The sequence below is a fragment of the Pseudomonas sp. HC1(2025) genome (assembly GCF_058742075.1).
The window spans coordinates 27,016-44,885 of the sequence record NZ_CP196017.1 but is presented as its reverse complement, the minus strand read 5'-3'; the positions used below and the strand labels follow the sequence as shown (position 1 = coordinate 44,885).

Genomic DNA, 17,870 nt, shown 5'->3' with positions numbered 1-17,870 from the left:
ATGTGGGAGCTGGCTTGCCTGCGATGAGGCCCTAAACGTCACCGCTTACCAACTGCCGCAACGCTAATTTGCGCTGTTCCACCGGCAAGCGCCCCAACTGCTCCACGGCGCCGTAGAACCTCAGCCAATCCCCGCCCTCCCGGCGAAACAACGCCGCAAACGCCGGTACCCACTGGTCATACAGCCCAAACGGCAACAACCGCGCATTGTTCATCGGCTGATTGACCCAGGCGTCATAACGCGGGTCGCCGCCCCACTGGCTGTCGCGCATCTGCCGATACTCACGGCGCAAGCGCTCGAACTCGGCCGCCTTGGCCTGGCGCATCGCAACTGCGGCCAACGGCTGCGCATACAGGCGCTCCAGGCGACTGCGGGTGTCGAGGATCAGTTGGATAAACTGGTCGCGCTGCTTCAGCGTCGATTCGCTCGCAGGCGCCAGGCCACGGGCCGCGCGCCATTGCCGGGTGCCTTCCTGCTCGACGAAGGTGGCAAACGACTCATTGAACTCCGTGTCGTCCTTCACATAAAAACGCTGGTGCGCCAGCTCGTGAAAAATCACCGTGGCCAGGCGCTCATCACCCCAACGCATCATCGAACTCATGATCGGGTCATTGAACCAGCCGAGGGTGGAATAGGCCTCGACGCCGCCAATCGACACATCCATGCCACGCAGTTGCAACAACGCAGCCTCGCCCCGGGCCGCGCCCTGAGTGTAATAACCGCGATAGGCCACGCAGCCGGCAATCGGGAAGCAATGGGTCTGGGGTAACAAAGAAAACTCTGATGTAGCAAAGACATTCCAGACTACGTACGGCCGGCCGATATCGGCGTAAAGGCGGTAGCTCTGGTTGTCGGGCAAATGCAACTGTTGGCTGGCAAAGGTGCGTGCCTTCTGGGATTGCGCCAAATGCTCACGCAACACTTGCGGGCGCGTCGGATCGGCGATCACCTTGGCCACCGGCTCCCGCGCCTGCAGCAGTTGCCATTGGCCGCTGGCCAACTGGCTGTAATAGCTGACACTGGAACAGCCACCGAGCAATAGGCACGTCAGCCCCGCCAATAAATGCCGCACCATCTCAAACCGCTCCACAATCTTTGGCCCGCCAGACTAACTGGCTGGCAGGGGTTATGCTCATACCATTCCTACGGTTGAGTGCCCACTATGCGTCAGCTCTTGCTTCCCTTGGCGGCGATTTTTCTCAGCGCCTGCGCCTCCACCCCGATCCCGCCAGCCGACCCGCAACAGGCCTGGGTCGATTTTGCCACCCCGACACCCGGCGCCAAGCTGGTCATGGCGCAACGCCTGGACGGCAAGGCCCTGGACGATGGGCGCTACTTCCAGGTGCCACCGGGCAGCCACGAGTTGATGGTGCGTTTTGATTTTGAAGTGTATGCCGGCGCAGGCCTGGGTGGCGGGCTGAACCAGCCCCAGGAGCGCACCTGTTTTATCACCCTGCAATACGACCAGTTCCAGGCCGGCCAGCGCTACCGCCTGGAAGGGCGCTCGCTGGGCTTCACCCCGAATATCCGGCTGTATGACGCCCAGCGTCAGTTGCTGGCCGAAGAACGCAGCATCAACTGCATTCCCTGATCAGTCATCGTTGCGCTGGTAGATGATGCGCTTGGTGCCGTTTTCGCAGGAGCCGACGATCATGGCTTCGTCATGATTCTTGGCTTCTTCGGCGGTGATGATTTCCAGGGTGTAGGACGGGATTGCCTTGGCCTGTAGGCCGACTTCAATCTCTTTCCTGAGCTCTTCACAGTCTTTGGGCGCGGCCATTGCCGATGTGGCCAAAACACCGCAGATAATCGCCAAGGCAAAACGTTTCATGTGTGAAGCTCCCTAAATGCGCTGCGCACGGGTGTGCGCCAAAGGCTGCATGGGTATGAGACCACATTTGCGAAACGCGAGTTCTGATTTAACGCAGAACAAAATGTGGGGGCGAGCAAGCCCGCTCCCACATTGGACCTGCGCAGATCAGTTGACGAGGGTGCCATCCAGGGTGATGGTGGCGTTCAGCACCTTGGATACCGGGCATCCTTCCTTGGCCTTCTTGCTCAGTTCATCGAACTGCGCCTGGCTCGCGCCGGGGATCTTGGCCTTGAGGATCAGGTGGACTGCGGTGATCGCAAAACCACCGTCCACCTGGTCCAGGGTCACTTCGGCCTGGGTGTCGATACTGTCAGCCTTGAGGCCGGCATCGCCAAGAATCATGGAAAAGGCCATGGAGAAGCAGCCAGCATGGGCCGCGCCGATCAGTTCTTCAGGGTTGGTACCCTTGCCACCTTCGAAACGTGCCTTGAAGCCGTAGGGGGCTTCGCGCAATACGCCGGTTTCGGTCGAGATCGAGCCCAGACCGGTTTTCAGGTCGCCTTCCCAGTGTGCGGAGGCTTTTTTCACGATACTCATAGCGTTCTCCCAAGCAGTGGTTGTGCATCAGTAAGGTTCTGAGGATAGAACCTCTGGCAAAGTTCACCCTGTCGGAAAAACCAAGCGGGCAAGTAGGAAATTTCATGTCCGCTATTGAATCTCGGGTATATGCCCTCATTGCATAGGGCATGCACATGAAGCGGCAGGTTTTGGTTCGTCACAAGCCTGCGCCCCTATGGAGAAGCAGGCTTATGAAACCACTGTCCGATGTGAAGTTCTCGACCCTCGACCTGGTACCGGTGCGCGCCAATGGCAGCCCGGCGCAGTCGTTGCGCAATTCCCTGGACCTGGCCCAGCACGTGGAAAAGCTCGGCTACACCCGCTTCTGGGTGGCCGAGCACCACAATATGGATGGCATCGCCAGCTCCGCGACCTCGGTGCTGCTCGGCTACCTGGCCGGTGGCACTTCGACTATCCGGGTCGGCGCAGGCGGCGTGATGCTGCCCAACCATGCGCCACTGGTGATCGCTGAACAGTTCGGCACCCTGGAAAGCCTGTACCCCGGCCGGATCGACCTGGGCCTGGGCCGCGCACCCGGCTCCGACCAGATGACCGCCCGCGCCCTGCGCCGCGAACGCTCCGGCAGCGCCGATGACTTCCCGGAAGATGTGGCCGAGTTGATGGCCTACCTGGGCCCGCGCACCCCCGACCAACGGGTGATCGCCGTACCGGGCACCGGCACCAACGTCCCGGTGTGGCTGCTCGGTTCCAGCCTGTTCAGCGCCCAACTGGCCGGCGAGCGCGGTTTGCCCTACGCCTTCGCCTCCCATTTCGCACCGCGCATGATGCATGAGGCGATTCGCGTCTATCGCAATCACTTCAAGCCTTCGGCAGTGCTCGACAAGCCCTATGTGATGCTCGGTGTGCCGCTGGTGGCCGCTGATACCGATGAGCAGGCCAATTACCTGGCCACCTCGGTCTACCAGCGAATTCTCGCGCTGATGCGTGGGCAAAGCCTGGTGCAACGCCCGCCGGTCGACAGCATGGACGGCCTGTGGCTGCCCCATGAGAAGGACGCGGTAGGCAGTTTCCTAGGCCTGGCGATGGTAGGCAGCCCGGCGAAGATTCGCGCCAAACTGGAGGTGTTGATCGAGCAGACGGGCGCCGATGAGCTGATCTTTACCTGCGACCTGTACGAACATGCTGATCGGATTCATTCCTATGAGCTACTGGCCCAGGTGATGAAAGGCTGATCGGCAGGGATAAAAAAACCGACGCTCTGGCGTCGGTTTTTATGTCTGCCGCACGGGATCACCTGCGGTTGTAGACGATTTCCTTGGTACCACCTTCGCAACTGCCGACCACTTCGCCGTTGGTTGCGCTGCCTTTTTCGACAATTTCCAGGGTGTACCCGGACGCACCATTGGCCTGGATCTTGGCGTCGATTTCGCTTTTCAGCTCGCCACAATCCTTACCAGCCGCCAGGGCTGTACCTGCCAGGCTCAACAAACCTACCGCTAACAGAAACTTTTTCATCCGTTACTTTCCTTGCGCTGATCAAAAAATGTACGCCGACGCATAGGGTATCGGCGCCCAAAGGGTGTAGCGCAGGTTATGGCAATCGGCCAGCGTGCAAGTTCAACCAACCCCGTCAACTATTGGCAATACGAAAGCCCACCTTGAGTGTCACCTGGAAGTGCGCGGCCTTGCCGTCCTTGATGTGGCCACGGGTTTCGGTGACCTCAAACCACTCCAGGTGCTTGATGCTCTTGCTGGCCTCGGCCAGCGCATTGTTGATGGCGTCCTCGATACTGGTTGGGGACGAGCCCACCAGTTCGACTTTCTTGTAGGTGTGATGATCAGTCATGAGTGTTCTCCTGGGTCGATGAATGAAGCCTAGCAGTGATTCTTCGTACTGCTTCTGGCGACTCTTCTCACTTGAAAGTTCAGATTTACTGCACTTTCTGAAACCCCCGCAGTCGGAATCAACACACGTTACTCATTCACTCCAGGAGAGCCCACATGGCCAACACCTCTTTACGCAAAGCGTCATTGGAAAGCATGGAAGCCGAGATTTCGAGCCTGCTCAAATCCCTTGAGAGCCTCAAGGACGATGCGTCTGACGAGTCGCGCAAAACCCTGAAGGCCCTCAAAAGCAATGCCGAGAATGCCCTCAAGCACTCCCGCCACTTGATCAGCGACGCCTACGAAGAAAGCAAAGTGAAAATCCGCGAAACCGGGGCTGCCACCCGTGACTACGCACAGGAGCACCCTTGGACCACCGCCGGCGTTGCCGTTGGCGCACTGGGCCTGCTGGCGGCTTACCTGCTGTGCAAACGCGGTGACTAAACCGGCTGGCGCGCAAGCTCAGCCTTGAGCCATTGCGCCAGCTGCCGGGCGCGCCCATCCGCGGCGCGCTTGGGTAGCCACAACGCCAGTTGCGCCGGGGTTTGACTAAAACCCCATGGCGCAACCAGGCGACCGGCGCGCACGTCCTCCGCCACCAGCGGTTGCGGTGCGATCGCCACCCCAAGGCCAGCCACGGCCGCCTCCAGCAAATAATACAAATGCTCAAACCCCTGGCCGTACTTCAATGCGCCGGGCTCGATGCCATGGTGCTGTGCCCAATTGGGCCAGGCTTGCGGGCGCGAAGTGGTGTGCAACAGGGCCTCGCCCAGCAGAGCCTGGGCGGGTGCCTGGCACAGGGCTTGGTAGTGGGCAAAGTGCGGGCTCATCACCGGGCCAATCCGCTCGCTCGCCAGCTCGTAGACCTGCATATCCGCAGGCCACGGCGGCTCGGCAAACAGCAGCAGGGCGTCCAGGCCCGGGCGCCTTGGATCAAGGTCGCCTTCGCCCGCCGATAGATGCAGGCGCAAATCCGGCAAGTCGGCATTCAAGCGCCCCAGGCGCGGAATAAACCAACGCGCCAGCAGACTGCCGGAGCAGCCAAGGACAAACGGCGCGTCGGCGCTGCTTTGGGTCAACTCCCCGCACACATCCCGCAGACGCTCGAACGCCTCGAAGCTGGCATCGCGCAGCCGCACGCCGGCATCTGTGAGTTTAATGCCGCGTCCATCCTTGACGAAAAGACTCACCCCAAGGTGTTCTTCCAACACTTTCAGTTGTCGGCTGACCGCACCGTGGGTCACATGCAATTGCTCGGCTGCCTGGCTGACGCTGTTGAGGCGGGCGGTGGCTTCAAATGCACGCAGGGCATTAAGCGGCGGAAGGTCTCGACTCATCTGTGAGTTTTCCTGACAGGTTGCGGCGATCTTATCGGTTTTCACGGTCCGGCGTCAGGGGTAGAGTGGCCGTCATTGCCTCTCCCAACTTTCTCCCTGGAGCGCACCATGACTCAGTCCCAGACCGATTTACGCAACGGCCCTGATGCCAACGGCCTGTTTGGCGCGTTCGGCGGCCGCTACGTGGCGGAAACCCTGATGCCGTTGATCCTCGACCTGGCCCGCGAATACGAAGCGGCCAAGATCGATCCGGCCTTCAACGAAGAACTGGCCTACTTCCAGCGCGACTATGTCGGACGCCCAAGCCCGCTGTACTTTGCCGAACGCCTGACCGAGTTCTGCGGCGGCGCCAAGATCTACCTCAAGCGCGAAGAGCTCAACCACACCGGCGCGCACAAGATCAACAACTGCATCGGCCAGATCCTGTTGGCGCGGCGCATGGGCAAGAAACGCATCATCGCCGAGACCGGCGCCGGCATGCACGGCGTGGCCACCGCCACCGTCGCCGCGCGGTTTGGCCTGCAATGTGTGATCTACATGGGCACCACTGATATCGAGCGCCAGCAGGCCAACGTGTTCCGCATGAAGCTTTTGGGCGCCGAAGTGATCCCGGTGGTGGCCGGCACCGGCACCCTCAAGGACGCGATGAACGAAGCCCTGCGCGACTGGGTGACCAACGTCGACAGCACCTTCTACCTGATCGGCACCGTGGCCGGCCCGCACCCGTACCCGGCGATGGTCCGCGACTTCCAGGCCGTGATCGGCAAGGAAACCCGTACCCAGTTACAAGCCCAGGAAGGCCGCCTGCCCGACAGCCTGGTGGCGTGCATCGGCGGTGGTTCCAACGCCATGGGCCTGTTCCACCCGTTTCTCGATGACACCAGTGTCCAGATCATTGGCGTCGAAGCCGCCGGCTACGGCATCGAGACCGGCAAGCACGCGGCCAGCCTCAATGGCGGCGTACCAGGCGTGCTGCACGGTAACCGCACCTTCCTGTTACAGGACGACGACGGCCAGATCATCGACGCCCACTCGATTTCCGCGGGCCTCGACTACCCCGGCATCGGCCCTGAGCATGCGTGGTTGCACGATATCGGCCGCGTCCAATACACCTCGGTAACTGACGACGAAGCCCTCGACGCCTTTCACAAATGCTGCCGCCTGGAAGGGATTATTCCTGCACTGGAAAGCGCCCACGCCCTGGCCGAAGTGTTCAAGCGCGCACCGAGCCTGCCCAAGGATCACCTGATGGTGGTCAACCTGTCGGGCCGTGGCGACAAGGACATGCAGACCGTGATGCACCATATGGAACAGTCTCAGCAGGAGAAACACTAAATGAGCCGCCTGCAAACCCGCTTTGCGCAACTCAAGGAACAAAACCGCGCCGCCCTGGTGACCTTCGTCACCGCCGGCGACCCGGGGTATGACACCTCCCTGGCGATCCTCAAGGGCTTGCCGGCAGCCGGCGCCGATGTGATCGAGCTGGGCATGCCCTTCACCGATCCGATGGCCGACGGTCCGGCGATCCAACTGGCCAATATCCGCGCGTTGGGCGCCAAGCAGAACCTGCTGAAAACCCTGCAGATGGTGCGCGAGTTCCGCCAGGGCAACAGCGATACGCCGCTGGTGCTGATGGGCTACTTCAACCCGATCCACATGTACGGCGTGCCGCGCTTTATCCATGACGCAAAAGAGGCCGGCGTGGACGGCCTGATCGTGGTCGACATGCCGCCGGAACATAACAGCGAACTGTGCGACCCGGCCCAGGCCGCAGGCATCGACTTTATCCGCCTGACCACGCCCACCACCGACGATGCGCGCCTGCCCACCGTGCTCAACGGCAGCTCCGGGTTTGTGTACTACGTGTCGGTGGCCGGTGTGACCGGTGCCGGTGCCGCCACCCTGGAACACGTGGAAGAGGCCGTCGGCCGCCTGCGCCGGCACACCGACCTGCCGATCAGCATCGGCTTCGGCATCCGCACCCCGGAACAGGCTGCTGCCATCGCCCGCCTGGCGGACGGTGTGGTGGTGGGGTCGGCGCTGATCGACCACATCGCCAATGCCAGCAACGACCAGCAAGCGATTGATGGGGTGTTGAGTCTGTGTGCAGCGCTGTCGGAAGGTGTGCGTAACGCCCGTAAATAGACGCCCCCCTTGTAGGAGCGAGCCAAGCTCGCTCCTACAACAGCTTTATTCCTTCAGCTCGATCCGTTCGACCTTACCCACCAGCAGTATGTAAGACAGCGCCCCCAGCAACGCCAACACCGCAATGTAGGTAATCGCCGGCGCAAACGAGTCGCCCGTGGCCAGAAAGCCAATGACGATAGGCGTGGTGATCGCCGCCAGGTTGCCGATGAAGTTGAACACCCCACCCGTCAACCCCAACAGTCGCGCCGGCGCCAGTGTCGAGACCAGCGACCAGGTGATCGACGCCAGGCCGTTGCCGAAGAACGCCACCGCCAGGAATGCAATCACCAGTGGCGTGGAATCCACGAAGTTGGCGCCGATGATCGCCGTGGAGATCAGCAGGCCACTGATGATCGGCAATTTGCGCGCAAACCCCACCGAGGTGCCACGGCGGATCAGCCAGTCGGAAAACAGCCCGGAACACAACACCCCGACAAACGCCGCGAGAAACGGCAGCGAGGCAAGCAGGCCGGACTTGATGAAGTCCATGCCGCGATATTTCACCAGGTAGGTTGGGAACCATGTCAGGAAAAACCACAGGGTCGAGTTCAGGCAGAACTGGCCCAGGTAGATGCCCCACAGCTTGCGTTTAGTCAGCACGATGCCCAGGTCGACCCAACTGAAAGGCGCCTTGCGCTTGGCGGTTTGTGCATCCAGGTCCACCAGGCCGCCGCCTGCGCGGATCAACTCGATTTCTGCGCTGTTGACCCCTTTGAAATCCCGCGGCTCGCGGTACACCGCGTACCACACCAGCGCCCAGAGGATGCCCACCGCGCCGGTGCTGATAAACACCATGTGCCAGCCAAAGTGATGCTGCAACCACGCCAGTACCGGGGTAAGGAACGCCAGCCCGACGAACTGCCCGGACGTGTAGAAACCAATGGCCGTGGCGCGCTCACGCTCGGGAAACCAACTGGTGACGACCCGACTGTTGATCGGATAAGCCGGCGCTTCCAGGGCACCCACCGCCATGCGCAACACAAACAGCGCGATAAAGCTTGCGGCAAACCCCAGCATCACCGTGGCAATCGACCACAACAGCAAGGCCACGGTGTACAAAATGCGCGGTGGCACCCGGTCCACCAGCCAGCCGCCGGGGATTTGCATGGCGGCGTAGGTCCAGCCGAACGCCGAGAAAATCAGCCCCACATGCACCGGGTCGATCCCCAGCTCGCTGGTCAGGGCCGGCGCGGCAATCGACAGGTTGCTGCGGTCCAGGTAGTTGATCACCACCGTGATAAACAGCAGGACCATGATGAAGTAACGCTTGCGGCTGGGCGTGACGAGGGACGCCTGGCCGGTGAGGGTTTCAGGGTGCATGGGGGGAGCCTCTTATTATGTTTATTGAGGTCGGTTAACGGCTACCGGGTTGAAAGTGGGAGCTGGCTTGCCTGCGATGGCGGCGGAACATTCAACATTGCTATCGCAGGCAAGCCAGCTCCCACACTGACCGCGTTCCGTCAGGTGACAATCACCACTCGGCAAAACTGCCATCGGCGTGCCGCCAGATCGGGTTGCGCCAGCGGTGACCAATGGCCGCGCGCTCGATCACGTATTCCTCGTTGATCTCAATCCCCAGCCCCGGCCCGTTGGGGATTTTCACAAAGCCCTGGTCGTAGTCGAAAACCCCCGGATCGCGCACGTAGTCGAGCAAATCGTTGCTCTCGTTGTAGTGAATGCCCAGGCTTTGCTCCTGGATAAACGCGTTGTAGCAAACCGCATCCAGTTGCAGGCACGCCGCCAGGGCAATCGGGCCCAGCGGGCAGTGCAGGGCCAGGGCCACGTCGTAGGCTTCGGCCATGTTGGCGATCTTGCGGGTTTCGGTGATGCCGCCGGCGTGGGACGCATCCGGCTGGATGATGTCGACGTAACCTTCACTGAGCACACGCTTGAAATCCCAGCGCGAGAACAGCCGCTCGCCCAGGGCAATCGGGGTGCTGGTCAAAGGCGCCAGTTCCTTGAGCGCTTCGTAGTTTTCGCTGAGTACCGGCTCTTCGATAAACATCAGCTTGTACGGGTCCAGCTCTTTCATCAGCACCTTGGCCATGGGCTTGTGGACGCGGCCATGGAAGTCCACGCCAATGCCGACATTCGGGCCGACCGCGTCGCGCACGGCGGCCACGTTGGCCAGGGCCTGGTCGACCTTGTCGAAGGTGTCGAGAAATTGCAGCTCCTCGGTGCCATTCATCTTCACCGCCGTAAACCCCCGGGCCACGGCTTCCTTGGCCGCGCGGGCGGTGTCGGCCGGGCGGTCGCCGCCGATCCACGAGTAGACGCGGATCTTGTCCCGCACCTGGCCGCCCAGCAGGTCGCTGACCGACACGCCGAGGGCCTTGCCCTTGATGTCCCACAACGCCTGGTCGATCCCGGCCAGGGCGCTCATATGAATCGCGCCGCCCCGGTAGAAGCCGCCGCGATACAGCACGGTCCAGATATCTTCGATATTGCGTGGGTCTTTGCCGATCAAGTAGTCGGACAATTCCTCGACCGCCGCCGCCACGGTGTGGGCGCGGCCTTCAACCACGGGCTCGCCCCAACCGGTTACACCCTGGTCGGTTTCCACTTTGAGGAAGCACCAGCGCGGCGGCACGATAAAGGTGGTCAGTTTGGTGATTTTCATCTGCTTATCTCTCTTGTCGGATGCGGCGCCTAGGGCGCCAGGCACACTCAGTTCAAGGCATTCCAGGCAGCGACATACGCCTGGGCACGGCTCGCCACCTGCTCGACCGTCATGCCGGGCTTGAACAGCCCGGAGCCCAGGCCAAAGCCCTTGACCCCGGCGTCGACGAACACTTGCATGTTGTCCGGGGTAATCCCGCCCACCGGCAGCAGGACCGTGCCGGCCGGTAACACCGCCAGCCAGGCCTTGACCACCGCCGGGCCCATTTGCTCGGCCGGGAACAGCTTGAGCACATCGGCCCCTTCGGCCAGGGCGGCGAAGGCTTCAGTGGGCGTCGCGACCCCGGGCGACAGGTACAGGCCCGCAGCTTTTGCGGCACGCAGCACCTTGGCATCGCTGTGGGGCATGACGATCACCTGGCCACCCGCCGCCTTCACCCGCTCCACCTGCTCGGGCGTCAGCACGGTGCCGGCGCCGATCAGGCAGTCGGCGGGCAACGTCTCACGCAGGGTGCGGATGCTGGTGTAGGGATCTGGCGAATTGAGCGGCACTTCGATCACCCGGAACCCGGCCTGGTACAGCACCTGGCCGACAGCGCCAGCCTCATCCGGGCGCAGGCCCCGCAGGATCGCGATCAAACCGTTGTGTGTGAGTGCTTGCTTGAGCATGTCAGGCCTCGATTGCAGGTTGAATGAGCCCGGCGGCCAGCGCCAGTTGCCACAGGCCGCGCTCGGTCGCTGCTTGCGCGAAGCTGACGTGGTGCAAACCACACAGGGCGAGGGCGCGTTGGTAGCGGGCGCAGAGGGCGGTGGCGCCGACCAGAATGATCGGCGTGGTGCGTGCACGGTCGGGCAGGCCGGACAGTTCATGACCGATCAGCAGGCCGGACAGGTAGTCGGGTTGCTGCTCAGGCGTCAGTTCTGCGGTCAACCCCAGGGTGCGCGCGCTGAACAGGGTCGACAGCACACCGCGCCGGCCATCCTCTGAAAGTGCCACGCGCACGCCCCGGTCAAAGGCGTCGGCCTGAAACTGCCCGACGCTCTTTTGCGTACGCCCCAGAATGCTGTGCGTGCTCAGCACTGCGAACAGTTCGCCGGTCATGAAGGTGTCGAAGTGGGTGATGCGGCCTGCGACTACCTCGACCCATTTGGAATGGCTGCCGGGCAGGCCGATCAATAATTCAGCGCTGGCTGGCTGGCTTTGCAGCACGCCGAGCACCTGGGTTTCTTCGCCGCGCATCACGTTGGGCAAGCCAACCTGCTCGATCACGCCGGGCACGATATGCACATCCACACCGCGCAAACTGCGCACCTTGTGCAGCGCCAAGCCCAGGCTGGCGACGTCGACCGGCGTATTGCGGTAGGCCGCCTCACCCCAACCCTGGGCGCTGCCGACCATGCCGCAGGCGATCACCGGCAGCTCGGGCTGGGCGTCGAGCCAGTCGCCGCACGCGGTATCAAAGGCCAGCTCAAACCCATCGCTGCAATGAACACCACCGATCAATCGCGGTGCACTGGGCAAATGCATGATCCCCGACGCCAGCGAGCGCTGTTCGAGGACCTGGCCACCTGGGCCGAGCTTATAGGCACGAAGGGAACTGGTTCCCCAATCGAGCGCGATCAATTGCGCCGGCATCGCTTCACCTGGAATGTGGCAGATGGCCGACTATAAACCTAAGGCTGAAAATATCTCAATATATAAATATCAATCCCATATAGTGGAACAATGCCGAAAAAATCCCCACGTCCCTGCGCTGTTCTTCGCACCTGAACGTGAGGACTCAACTGACAGCAACTGGTTAAAAAATCGACAAATCCAACGGCCGCATGGCGCCCATCCAGATCGCATAGTCGGTGTGATCCTTCAGGTCATCGCCGGTATCCGGGTGCAGAAACACCACCAACCCGTTGCGGTTGAGCGCCAGCCACGGCAGCGCCACGCCGATGTACTCGGGGTCGAACGCCAGCTGGCAGCTCCAGTCCGGATGCGGGCCCACCGGGCGCTCGTGCATACGCCCCATGCGCACCGGGAAGATGGCCGCCGCGTCTTCGCAGAGCTTGCGCGCCTGGTCGAGGGTGCTGGCGTCGAAGTAGATATGGGCGTGGTAGCCCTTGATACGTTGCATGACTGGCTCCGGACTCGTTGATCGGCCGATCCTAGACCGCAATCGACGGCAGGGCCAGCCCGGCCAGGGACTGCGCGCTGCTGGCCTGCTCGGCCGCCAGCCAGTCGACAAACCGTTCGATCAACTGCCCGCGCCGTTTGCGCTGGGGCAATACCACGTAATAACCAAAGCGCGAGATCACCGTGTCGCCAATCGGCCGGCACAGCCATTTCTGCTCCAGCAGATTATCCACCAGATGGCGCCAGCCGATGGCCACGCCCTGGCCGGCAATCGCCGCCTGGATCAACAGGGTGTAATTGTCGAAACGCAGCAGGCCGGGGGTCGGTGCGGCGGTGATGCCCAGTTCACGAAACACCCCGTTCCAGTCGAACCACTGGCTGTTTTCCTGGCGCAGGTGCAATAGCGGCAGCTCCTGCAGGCTTTGTAGCGACAGCGGCGTGGCGCGGCCCTTGAGCAGTTGCGGGCTGCACACCGGGAACACTTCCTCGTTGAACAACCACTGGCTGTGGCCCTGGCGAAAACGCCCATCGCCAAACAACACCGCCACATCGATGTCACTGCGCAAGGCCGCGTGGTTGCGCTCGCTGGTGACCAGGCTCACATCCACTTGCGGGTTGGCCTCATGAAAACGATGCAGTCGCGGCATCAGCCAGTAGGCGGCAAAGGCGAAGTCGGTCGCCACTTGCAACACTTCGTGCTGGTCCTGCTCCGTGATTAGCCCCAGGCCCGCATCAATGCTCTGCAATCCGGCCTGGACGTGCTCGAACAACAGCAGGCCCGCGTCAGTCAATTCGATGCCGCGGTAGATACGGTCGAACAGGCGTACTGCCAGTTGTTCTTCCAGGCGCTTGATCTGCTGGCTGACGGCCGGCTGGGTGGTGCCCAGCTCCATCGCCGCCGCTGTAAAGCTGCGATGACGGGCGGCGGCTTCAAAGGCGCGCAACAGATCCAGCGACAGGTTTCCCAGGGCTTTATACATAAGCGGTGCTTATCCTAGACATTGCTTTTCATGGGCTTTACCACGGTTTCCATGGCCTGCATGCTCAATCGCATAAACACTGACTATGGAATGCCGAGAGACCATGAAGCGCAAGAACATTCTTTTCATCATGGCCGATCAAATGGCCGCGCCGTTGCTTCCGTTCTACGGCCCTTCGCCGATCAAACTGCCCAACCTCAGCCGCCTGGCCGCACAAGGTGTGGTGTTCGACGCCGCGTACTGCAACAGCCCGCTGTGTGCGCCGTCGCGTTTTACCCTGGTCAGCGGCCAGTTGCCGAGCAAGATCGGCGCCTACGACAACGCGGCGGATTTCCCCGCCGATGTACCGACCTATGCCCACTACCTGCGCCGCCTCGGCTACCGCACGGCGCTGTCGGGCAAGATGCACTTTTGCGGGCCGGACCAGTTGCACGGCTATGAAGAGCGCCTCACCAGCGATATCTACCCCGCCGACTACGGCTGGGCGGTGAACTGGGATGAGCCCGACGTGCGCCCCACCTGGTATCACAACATGTCGTCGGTGCTGCAAGCCGGCCCGTGTGTGCGCACCAACCAGCTGGATTTCGACGAAGAGGTGGTGTTCAAGGCCCAGCAGTACCTGTTCGACCATATTCGCGAGGACGGCGACCAGCCATTCTGCCTCACGGTTTCCATGACTCACCCCCACGACCCGTACACCATTCCCAAACCGTTCTGGGATCTGTACGACGACAATGACATCCCAATGCCTACAACGCCGGCCCAGGCCGACCTGGACCCGCATTCCCAGCGCCTGCTCAAGGTCTACGACCTGTGGGACAAGCCGCTGCCTGTGGATAAGATCCGCGATGCGCGGCGCGCTTACTTCGGAGCGTGCAGCTACATTGACAGCAACGTCGGCAAACTCCTGCAAACCCTGCAGGACACAGGCCTGGCCGAGGACACCATCATCGTGTTCTCCGGCGACCACGGCGACATGCTCGGCGAGCGGGGGCTCTGGTACAAAATGCACTGGTTTGAAATGGCCGCGCGGGTGCCGCTGCTGGTCAGTGCACCGGGGCAATTCAAGGCCGGGCGGGTGAGTGCGGCGGTGTCCACCGCCGACCTTCTGCCGACCCTGGTGGAGCTGGCCGGCGGCGAGCTGGACCCCAACCTACCGCTGGACGGCCGCTCACTGGTCCCGCACTTGCAAGGGCAGGGCGGGCATGACGAGGTGTTCGGCGAGTACATGGCCGAAGGCACTATCGGCCCATTGATGATGATTCGCCGAGAGGCCTACAAATTCATCTACAGCGAGGACGATCCTTGCCTACTGTTTGATGTGCACCACGACCCGCGTGAGCAAGAAGAACTCAGTCAGTCGCCGGCCCATCGTGCGTTGTTCGAGGCGTTCCTGGCCGAAGCGCGGGCCAAGTGGGACATGCCGGCGATCCACCAGCAAGTGCTCGCCAGCCAACGCCGTCGGCGCCTGGTATGCGAGGCGCTGGCGGTGGGCAAACTCAAGAGCTGGGATCACCAGCCGCTGGTAGACGCCAGCCAGCAGTACATGCGCAACCATATCGACCTCGACGATCTGGAGCGCAAGGCCCGTTATCCACAACCCTGCCAAAACCAATAAATCAGTGAGGGGAAGGCCATGCAAAAGTTATCCACAATCGTGAGTGCAGTGTTGTTGCTCAGTGCCACCCATGCGTATGCCGACACCCGTTGCGAGACGGTAAAGATGGCCGACCCCGGCTGGAGCGACATTGCCGCCACCAATGCCATCGCCGGTGTTTTGCTCAGCGGCATGGGCTACAAGGCCAAGATCGATACCCTGGCGGTGCCGATCACGTTTGGCGGGCTCAAGGACGGCCAGGTGGATGTGTTTCTGGGCAACTGGATGCCGGCGCAGCAGGGCTTCTATGACAAGTTCGTGGCCAATGGCGATGTGGTGCAACTGGCGAAAAACCTCGAGGGCACCCAGTTCACCCTCGCGGTGCCGGACTATGTGTGGGAGGCCGGTGTGCGTGACTTTGCCGACCTGAACAAATTTGCCGACAAGTTCGACAAAAAGATCTACGGCATCGGCTCCGGCGCGCCGGCCAACCTGTCGCTGCAGGAGATCATCAAGAAAAACGACTTCGACCTCGGCCAGTGGAAGCTGATCGAATCCAGCGAACAGGCGATGCTCGCCGAAGTGTCCAGGGCGGTGAAGCGCGAGCGTTTCGTCACCTTCCTGGGCTGGACACCGCACCCGATGAACGTGCAGTTGAAGATGCGTTACCTCAAGGGCGGCGAAAAATACTTCGGCGACACCGGCAATGTGTACACCCTGACCCGCAAAGGTTATGCACAGGCCTGCCCGAATGTGGCCAGACTGCTGACCAACCTTACGTTTACCCAGGATATGGAAAACAGCATCATGGCCGAGGTGGTGAACAACAAGGTCAGCAATGCTGACGCGGCGAAGGCATGGATCAAGGCCAATCCGGCGGTTTTGGACAAGTGGCTGGAGGGGGTTGAAACCCTCGATGGCCAGGATGCATTGGCGGCGGTCAAAGCCAAACTCTAAATATTGCCCTGGTTCCTACAGGTCTTCCTATCACCCTGTAGGAGCCGGCTTGCCGGCGAAGAATTCGAAAACGCCGCGTTTTTTCAGGCAACCCGCGTTATCGTTATCCATCTTCGCGAGCAAGCTCGCTCCTACAGTATTTCGAGCGATCCATGTCCCGGCCCCACACTCTGCTCCCATTCCTGCGCTGGCTGCCACGCCAGACCCGCGCCAGCGTCGGCCGGGATGCGCTGGTCGGCCTCAGCGGCGCGGTGCTGGCCTTGCCGCAATCGATCGCCTACGCCCTGATCGCCGGCCTGCCCCCCGAATACGGCCTGTATGCGGCGATCATCCCGGTGCTGATTGCCTGCCTGTGGGGTTCGTCCTGGCATTTGATCTGCGGCCCGACGGCGGCAATTTCCATCGTGCTCTACGCCAGCATCAGCCCGCTGGCGGTGCCTGGCTCCCAGGACTACATCACCCTGATCCTGCTGCTGACCTTGCTCGCCGGCGTATTCCAATGGCTGTTGGGCATGTTGCGCTTTGGCGCGCTGGTCAATTTCGTCTCCCATTCCGTCGTCCTCGGCTTCACCCTCGGCGCGGCGGTGGTCATCGCCCTGGGCCAGTTGCCCAACCTGCTGGGGCTCGACCTGCCCAGCCAGGCCACGGCCATCAACAGCCTGCTGGCGCTGATCGACCATGGTGGCGAGTGGGATCGTCCGTCACTGGCCCTTGGCCTGGGCACCTTGCTGGTGGGCGCGCTGCTTAAATACTGCGTGCCGCGCTGGCCAAGCCTGTTGATTGCCCTGGCGGTAGGCAGCCTGGCGGCGTGGGCGTGGCCGGCGATGTTCGGGCATGTGGCGCGGGTCAGCTCATTTGTTGGCCAACTGCCGCCGTTCAGCCCGTTGCCGCTGGACCTGGACATGGTCCTGCGCCTGCTACCCAGCGCCGTGGCGGTGGGCATGCTGGGGCTGGTGACCAGCCTGTCGATTGCCCGCTCGCTGTCGGCGCGCTCGCAACAGTTGCTCGACGCCAACCAGGAAGTACGCGCCCAGGGTTTATCCAATATCGTCGGCGGATTTTTCTCCGGCTACCTGTCGGCCGGATCCTTCACCCGCTCGGGCCTGAGTTACGAGGCGGGCGCCTGTTCGCCGCTGGCGGGGGTGTTTTCGGCGTTGTGGGTCGCACTGTTTGCGCTGTTTGGCGCGGCGGTGATTGCGCACATCCCGATCCCGAGCATGGCCGCCAGCATCCTGCTGATCTGCTGGGGCCTGGTGGATCATCGGGGCATCCGCGCGCTGTGGCGGGTCAGCCGTGCAGAGTGTGTGGTGATGGGCCTGACGTGCCTGGCCACCTTGCTGCTGGAGCTGCAAACGGCAATCTATGCCGGGGTGCTGGCATCGCTGTTCTTCTACCTCAAGCGCACCTCACAGCCACGGGTGCAGCAATGGCGCGATGGGGACGACGATGTGCTGCGGGTCGGTGGCTCGATCTTCTTTGGCGCCAGCCATTACCTGCAAGTGCGCTTGCAGCGCCTGCAAGGCCAGCGGGTGGTGATCGAGGCGCAGCAGATCAACTTTATCGACTATTCCGGGGTGGAGATGCTGCACCAGGAAGCGCGGCGGTTGCAGGGGTTGGGACGCAGCCTGACGCTGCGCCGGGCGCGGCCGCAAGTGGTGGAGGAGTTGAGGAAGCTGGAAGGGGCGGACAAATGCCCGATCCTTTTCGAAGACTGACACGGTCAAAACCTGTAGGAGCTGGCTTGCCTGCGATAGCGGTGTATCAGTGGCGCATCCGGCGCTGACCCACCGCT

The 17,870-nt window shown here is 62.0% G+C and carries 20 protein-coding genes; 8 read left to right on the top strand and 12 right to left on the bottom strand.

The window, feature by feature from the left end:
* Positions 1-31 precede the first annotated feature (31 nt).
* Complete coding sequence (locus ACSSVH_RS00220; RefSeq protein ID WP_169954095.1) at positions 32-1,075, bottom strand: aminopeptidase; 1,044 nt, start codon at positions 1,073-1,075, stop codon at positions 32-34.
* 87 nt (positions 1,076-1,162) lie between these two features.
* On the opposite strand from ACSSVH_RS00220, the gene ACSSVH_RS00215 reads away from it, so the two are divergent.
* Positions 1,163-1,591, top strand: coding sequence for a PA0061/PA0062 family lipoprotein (locus ACSSVH_RS00215; protein ID WP_172313867.1), 429 nt, complete (start codon positions 1,163-1,165; stop codon positions 1,589-1,591).
* Here the strand turns inward: ACSSVH_RS00215 and ACSSVH_RS00210 are convergent, their stop codons facing one another.
* Positions 1,592-1,831: a DUF1161 domain-containing protein gene (locus ACSSVH_RS00210; RefSeq protein ID WP_057439267.1), complete on the bottom strand. Its 240-nt coding sequence runs from the start codon at positions 1,829-1,831 to the stop codon at positions 1,592-1,594.
* 147 nt (positions 1,832-1,978) lie between these two features.
* On the bottom strand, positions 1,979-2,410 hold the full coding sequence (locus ACSSVH_RS00205) for an OsmC family protein (protein WP_003170750.1): 432 nt from the start codon (positions 2,408-2,410) through the stop codon (positions 1,979-1,981).
* A 212-nt stretch (positions 2,411-2,622) separates the two neighbouring features.
* Between ACSSVH_RS00205 and ACSSVH_RS00200 the strand changes: the two genes are divergently transcribed.
* On the top strand, positions 2,623-3,624 hold the full coding sequence (locus tag ACSSVH_RS00200; RefSeq protein WP_029290274.1) for an LLM class flavin-dependent oxidoreductase: 1,002 nt from the start codon (positions 2,623-2,625) through the stop codon (positions 3,622-3,624).
* Positions 3,625-3,682: 58 nt separating this feature from the next.
* Here the strand turns inward: ACSSVH_RS00200 and ACSSVH_RS00195 are convergent, their stop codons facing one another.
* Together ACSSVH_RS00195 and ACSSVH_RS00190 are read right to left on the bottom strand one after the other, a co-directional pair.
* A complete protein-coding gene (locus tag ACSSVH_RS00195; RefSeq protein WP_169954092.1) occupies positions 3,683-3,907 on the bottom strand; it encodes a DUF1161 domain-containing protein in 225 nt (74 codons plus the stop codon).
* Positions 3,908-4,022: 115 nt separating this feature from the next.
* Positions 4,023-4,238 (bottom strand): dodecin, encoded by a 216-nt coding sequence (locus tag ACSSVH_RS00190; protein ID WP_029290270.1) that lies wholly within the window; start codon positions 4,236-4,238, stop codon positions 4,023-4,025.
* Positions 4,239-4,393: 155 nt separating this feature from the next.
* Here ACSSVH_RS00190 and ACSSVH_RS00185 point away from each other — a divergent pair, with 155 nt between their 5' ends.
* The gene (locus ACSSVH_RS00185; RefSeq protein WP_016969656.1) at positions 4,394-4,720 is read left to right on the top strand and encodes an ElaB/YgaM/YqjD family protein; all 327 of its coding nucleotides are present in this window, start codon (positions 4,394-4,396) and stop codon (positions 4,718-4,720) included.
* Here ACSSVH_RS00185 and ACSSVH_RS00180 read toward each other — a convergent pair.
* Positions 4,717-5,613 (bottom strand): LysR family transcriptional regulator, encoded by an 897-nt coding sequence (locus tag ACSSVH_RS00180; protein WP_492633920.1) that lies wholly within the window; start codon positions 5,611-5,613, stop codon positions 4,717-4,719. The two genes, ACSSVH_RS00185 and ACSSVH_RS00180, sit on opposite strands and share 4 nt — an antisense overlap.
* 108 nt (positions 5,614-5,721) lie before the next feature.
* Here ACSSVH_RS00180 and trpB point away from each other — a divergent pair, with 108 nt between their 5' ends.
* On the top strand, positions 5,722-6,948 hold the full coding sequence (trpB, locus tag ACSSVH_RS00175; RefSeq protein ID WP_169954090.1) for a tryptophan synthase subunit beta: 1,227 nt from the start codon (positions 5,722-5,724) through the stop codon (positions 6,946-6,948).
* The gene (gene trpA / locus ACSSVH_RS00170) at positions 6,949-7,758 is read left to right on the top strand and encodes a tryptophan synthase subunit alpha (protein WP_172313863.1); all 810 of its coding nucleotides are present in this window, start codon (positions 6,949-6,951) and stop codon (positions 7,756-7,758) included.
* A gap of 45 nt (positions 7,759-7,803) precedes the next feature.
* Here trpA and ACSSVH_RS00165 read toward each other — a convergent pair whose 3' ends face one another.
* The 6 genes from ACSSVH_RS00165 to ACSSVH_RS00140 all read right to left on the bottom strand — a co-directional run bounded on the left by ACSSVH_RS00165 (position 7,804) and on the right by ACSSVH_RS00140 (position 13,524).
* Positions 7,804-9,120, bottom strand: a complete 1,317-nt coding sequence (locus ACSSVH_RS00165; RefSeq protein ID WP_492633919.1) for an MFS transporter — start codon at positions 9,118-9,120, stop codon at positions 7,804-7,806.
* A gap of 151 nt (positions 9,121-9,271) precedes the next feature.
* Positions 9,272-10,420 (bottom strand): galactonate dehydratase, encoded by a 1,149-nt coding sequence (dgoD, locus tag ACSSVH_RS00160; protein WP_032857121.1) that lies wholly within the window; start codon positions 10,418-10,420, stop codon positions 9,272-9,274.
* 47 nt (positions 10,421-10,467) lie between these two features.
* Positions 10,468-11,088 (bottom strand): 2-dehydro-3-deoxy-6-phosphogalactonate aldolase, encoded by a 621-nt coding sequence (locus ACSSVH_RS00155; RefSeq protein WP_169954088.1) that lies wholly within the window; start codon positions 11,086-11,088, stop codon positions 10,468-10,470.
* A gap of 1 nt (position 11,089) precedes the next feature.
* The gene (locus ACSSVH_RS00150; protein ID WP_492633918.1) at positions 11,090-12,055 is read right to left on the bottom strand and encodes a 2-dehydro-3-deoxygalactonokinase; all 966 of its coding nucleotides are present in this window, start codon (positions 12,053-12,055) and stop codon (positions 11,090-11,092) included.
* A 163-nt stretch (positions 12,056-12,218) separates the two neighbouring features.
* Positions 12,219-12,545, bottom strand: coding sequence for a DOPA 4,5-dioxygenase family protein (locus tag ACSSVH_RS00145; RefSeq protein ID WP_169954086.1), 327 nt, complete (start codon positions 12,543-12,545; stop codon positions 12,219-12,221).
* Positions 12,546-12,576: 31 nt separating this feature from the next.
* Positions 12,577-13,524 carry a choline sulfate utilization transcriptional regulator gene (locus tag ACSSVH_RS00140; protein WP_170057457.1) on the bottom strand — a complete coding sequence of 316 codons (948 nt, stop codon included), beginning with the start codon at positions 13,522-13,524 and terminating at the stop codon, positions 12,577-12,579.
* Positions 13,525-13,627: 103 nt separating this feature from the next.
* Between ACSSVH_RS00140 and betC the strand changes: the two genes are divergently transcribed.
* The 3 genes from betC (at position 13,628) to ACSSVH_RS00125 (ending at position 17,793) form a co-directional block, all read left to right on the top strand.
* On the top strand, positions 13,628-15,142 hold the full coding sequence (gene betC / locus ACSSVH_RS00135) for a choline-sulfatase (protein ID WP_172313857.1): 1,515 nt from the start codon (positions 13,628-13,630) through the stop codon (positions 15,140-15,142).
* Positions 15,143-15,160: 18 nt separating this feature from the next.
* Entirely contained in the window at positions 15,161-16,078 is a 918-nt protein-coding gene (gene choX / locus ACSSVH_RS00130) for a choline ABC transporter substrate-binding protein (RefSeq protein WP_432754819.1), read from the top strand.
* Between the two features lie 152 nt (positions 16,079-16,230).
* Positions 16,231-17,793: a SulP family inorganic anion transporter gene (locus ACSSVH_RS00125; protein ID WP_492633917.1), complete on the top strand. Its 1,563-nt coding sequence runs from the start codon at positions 16,231-16,233 to the stop codon at positions 17,791-17,793.
* Positions 17,794-17,870: the final 77 nt, after the last annotated feature.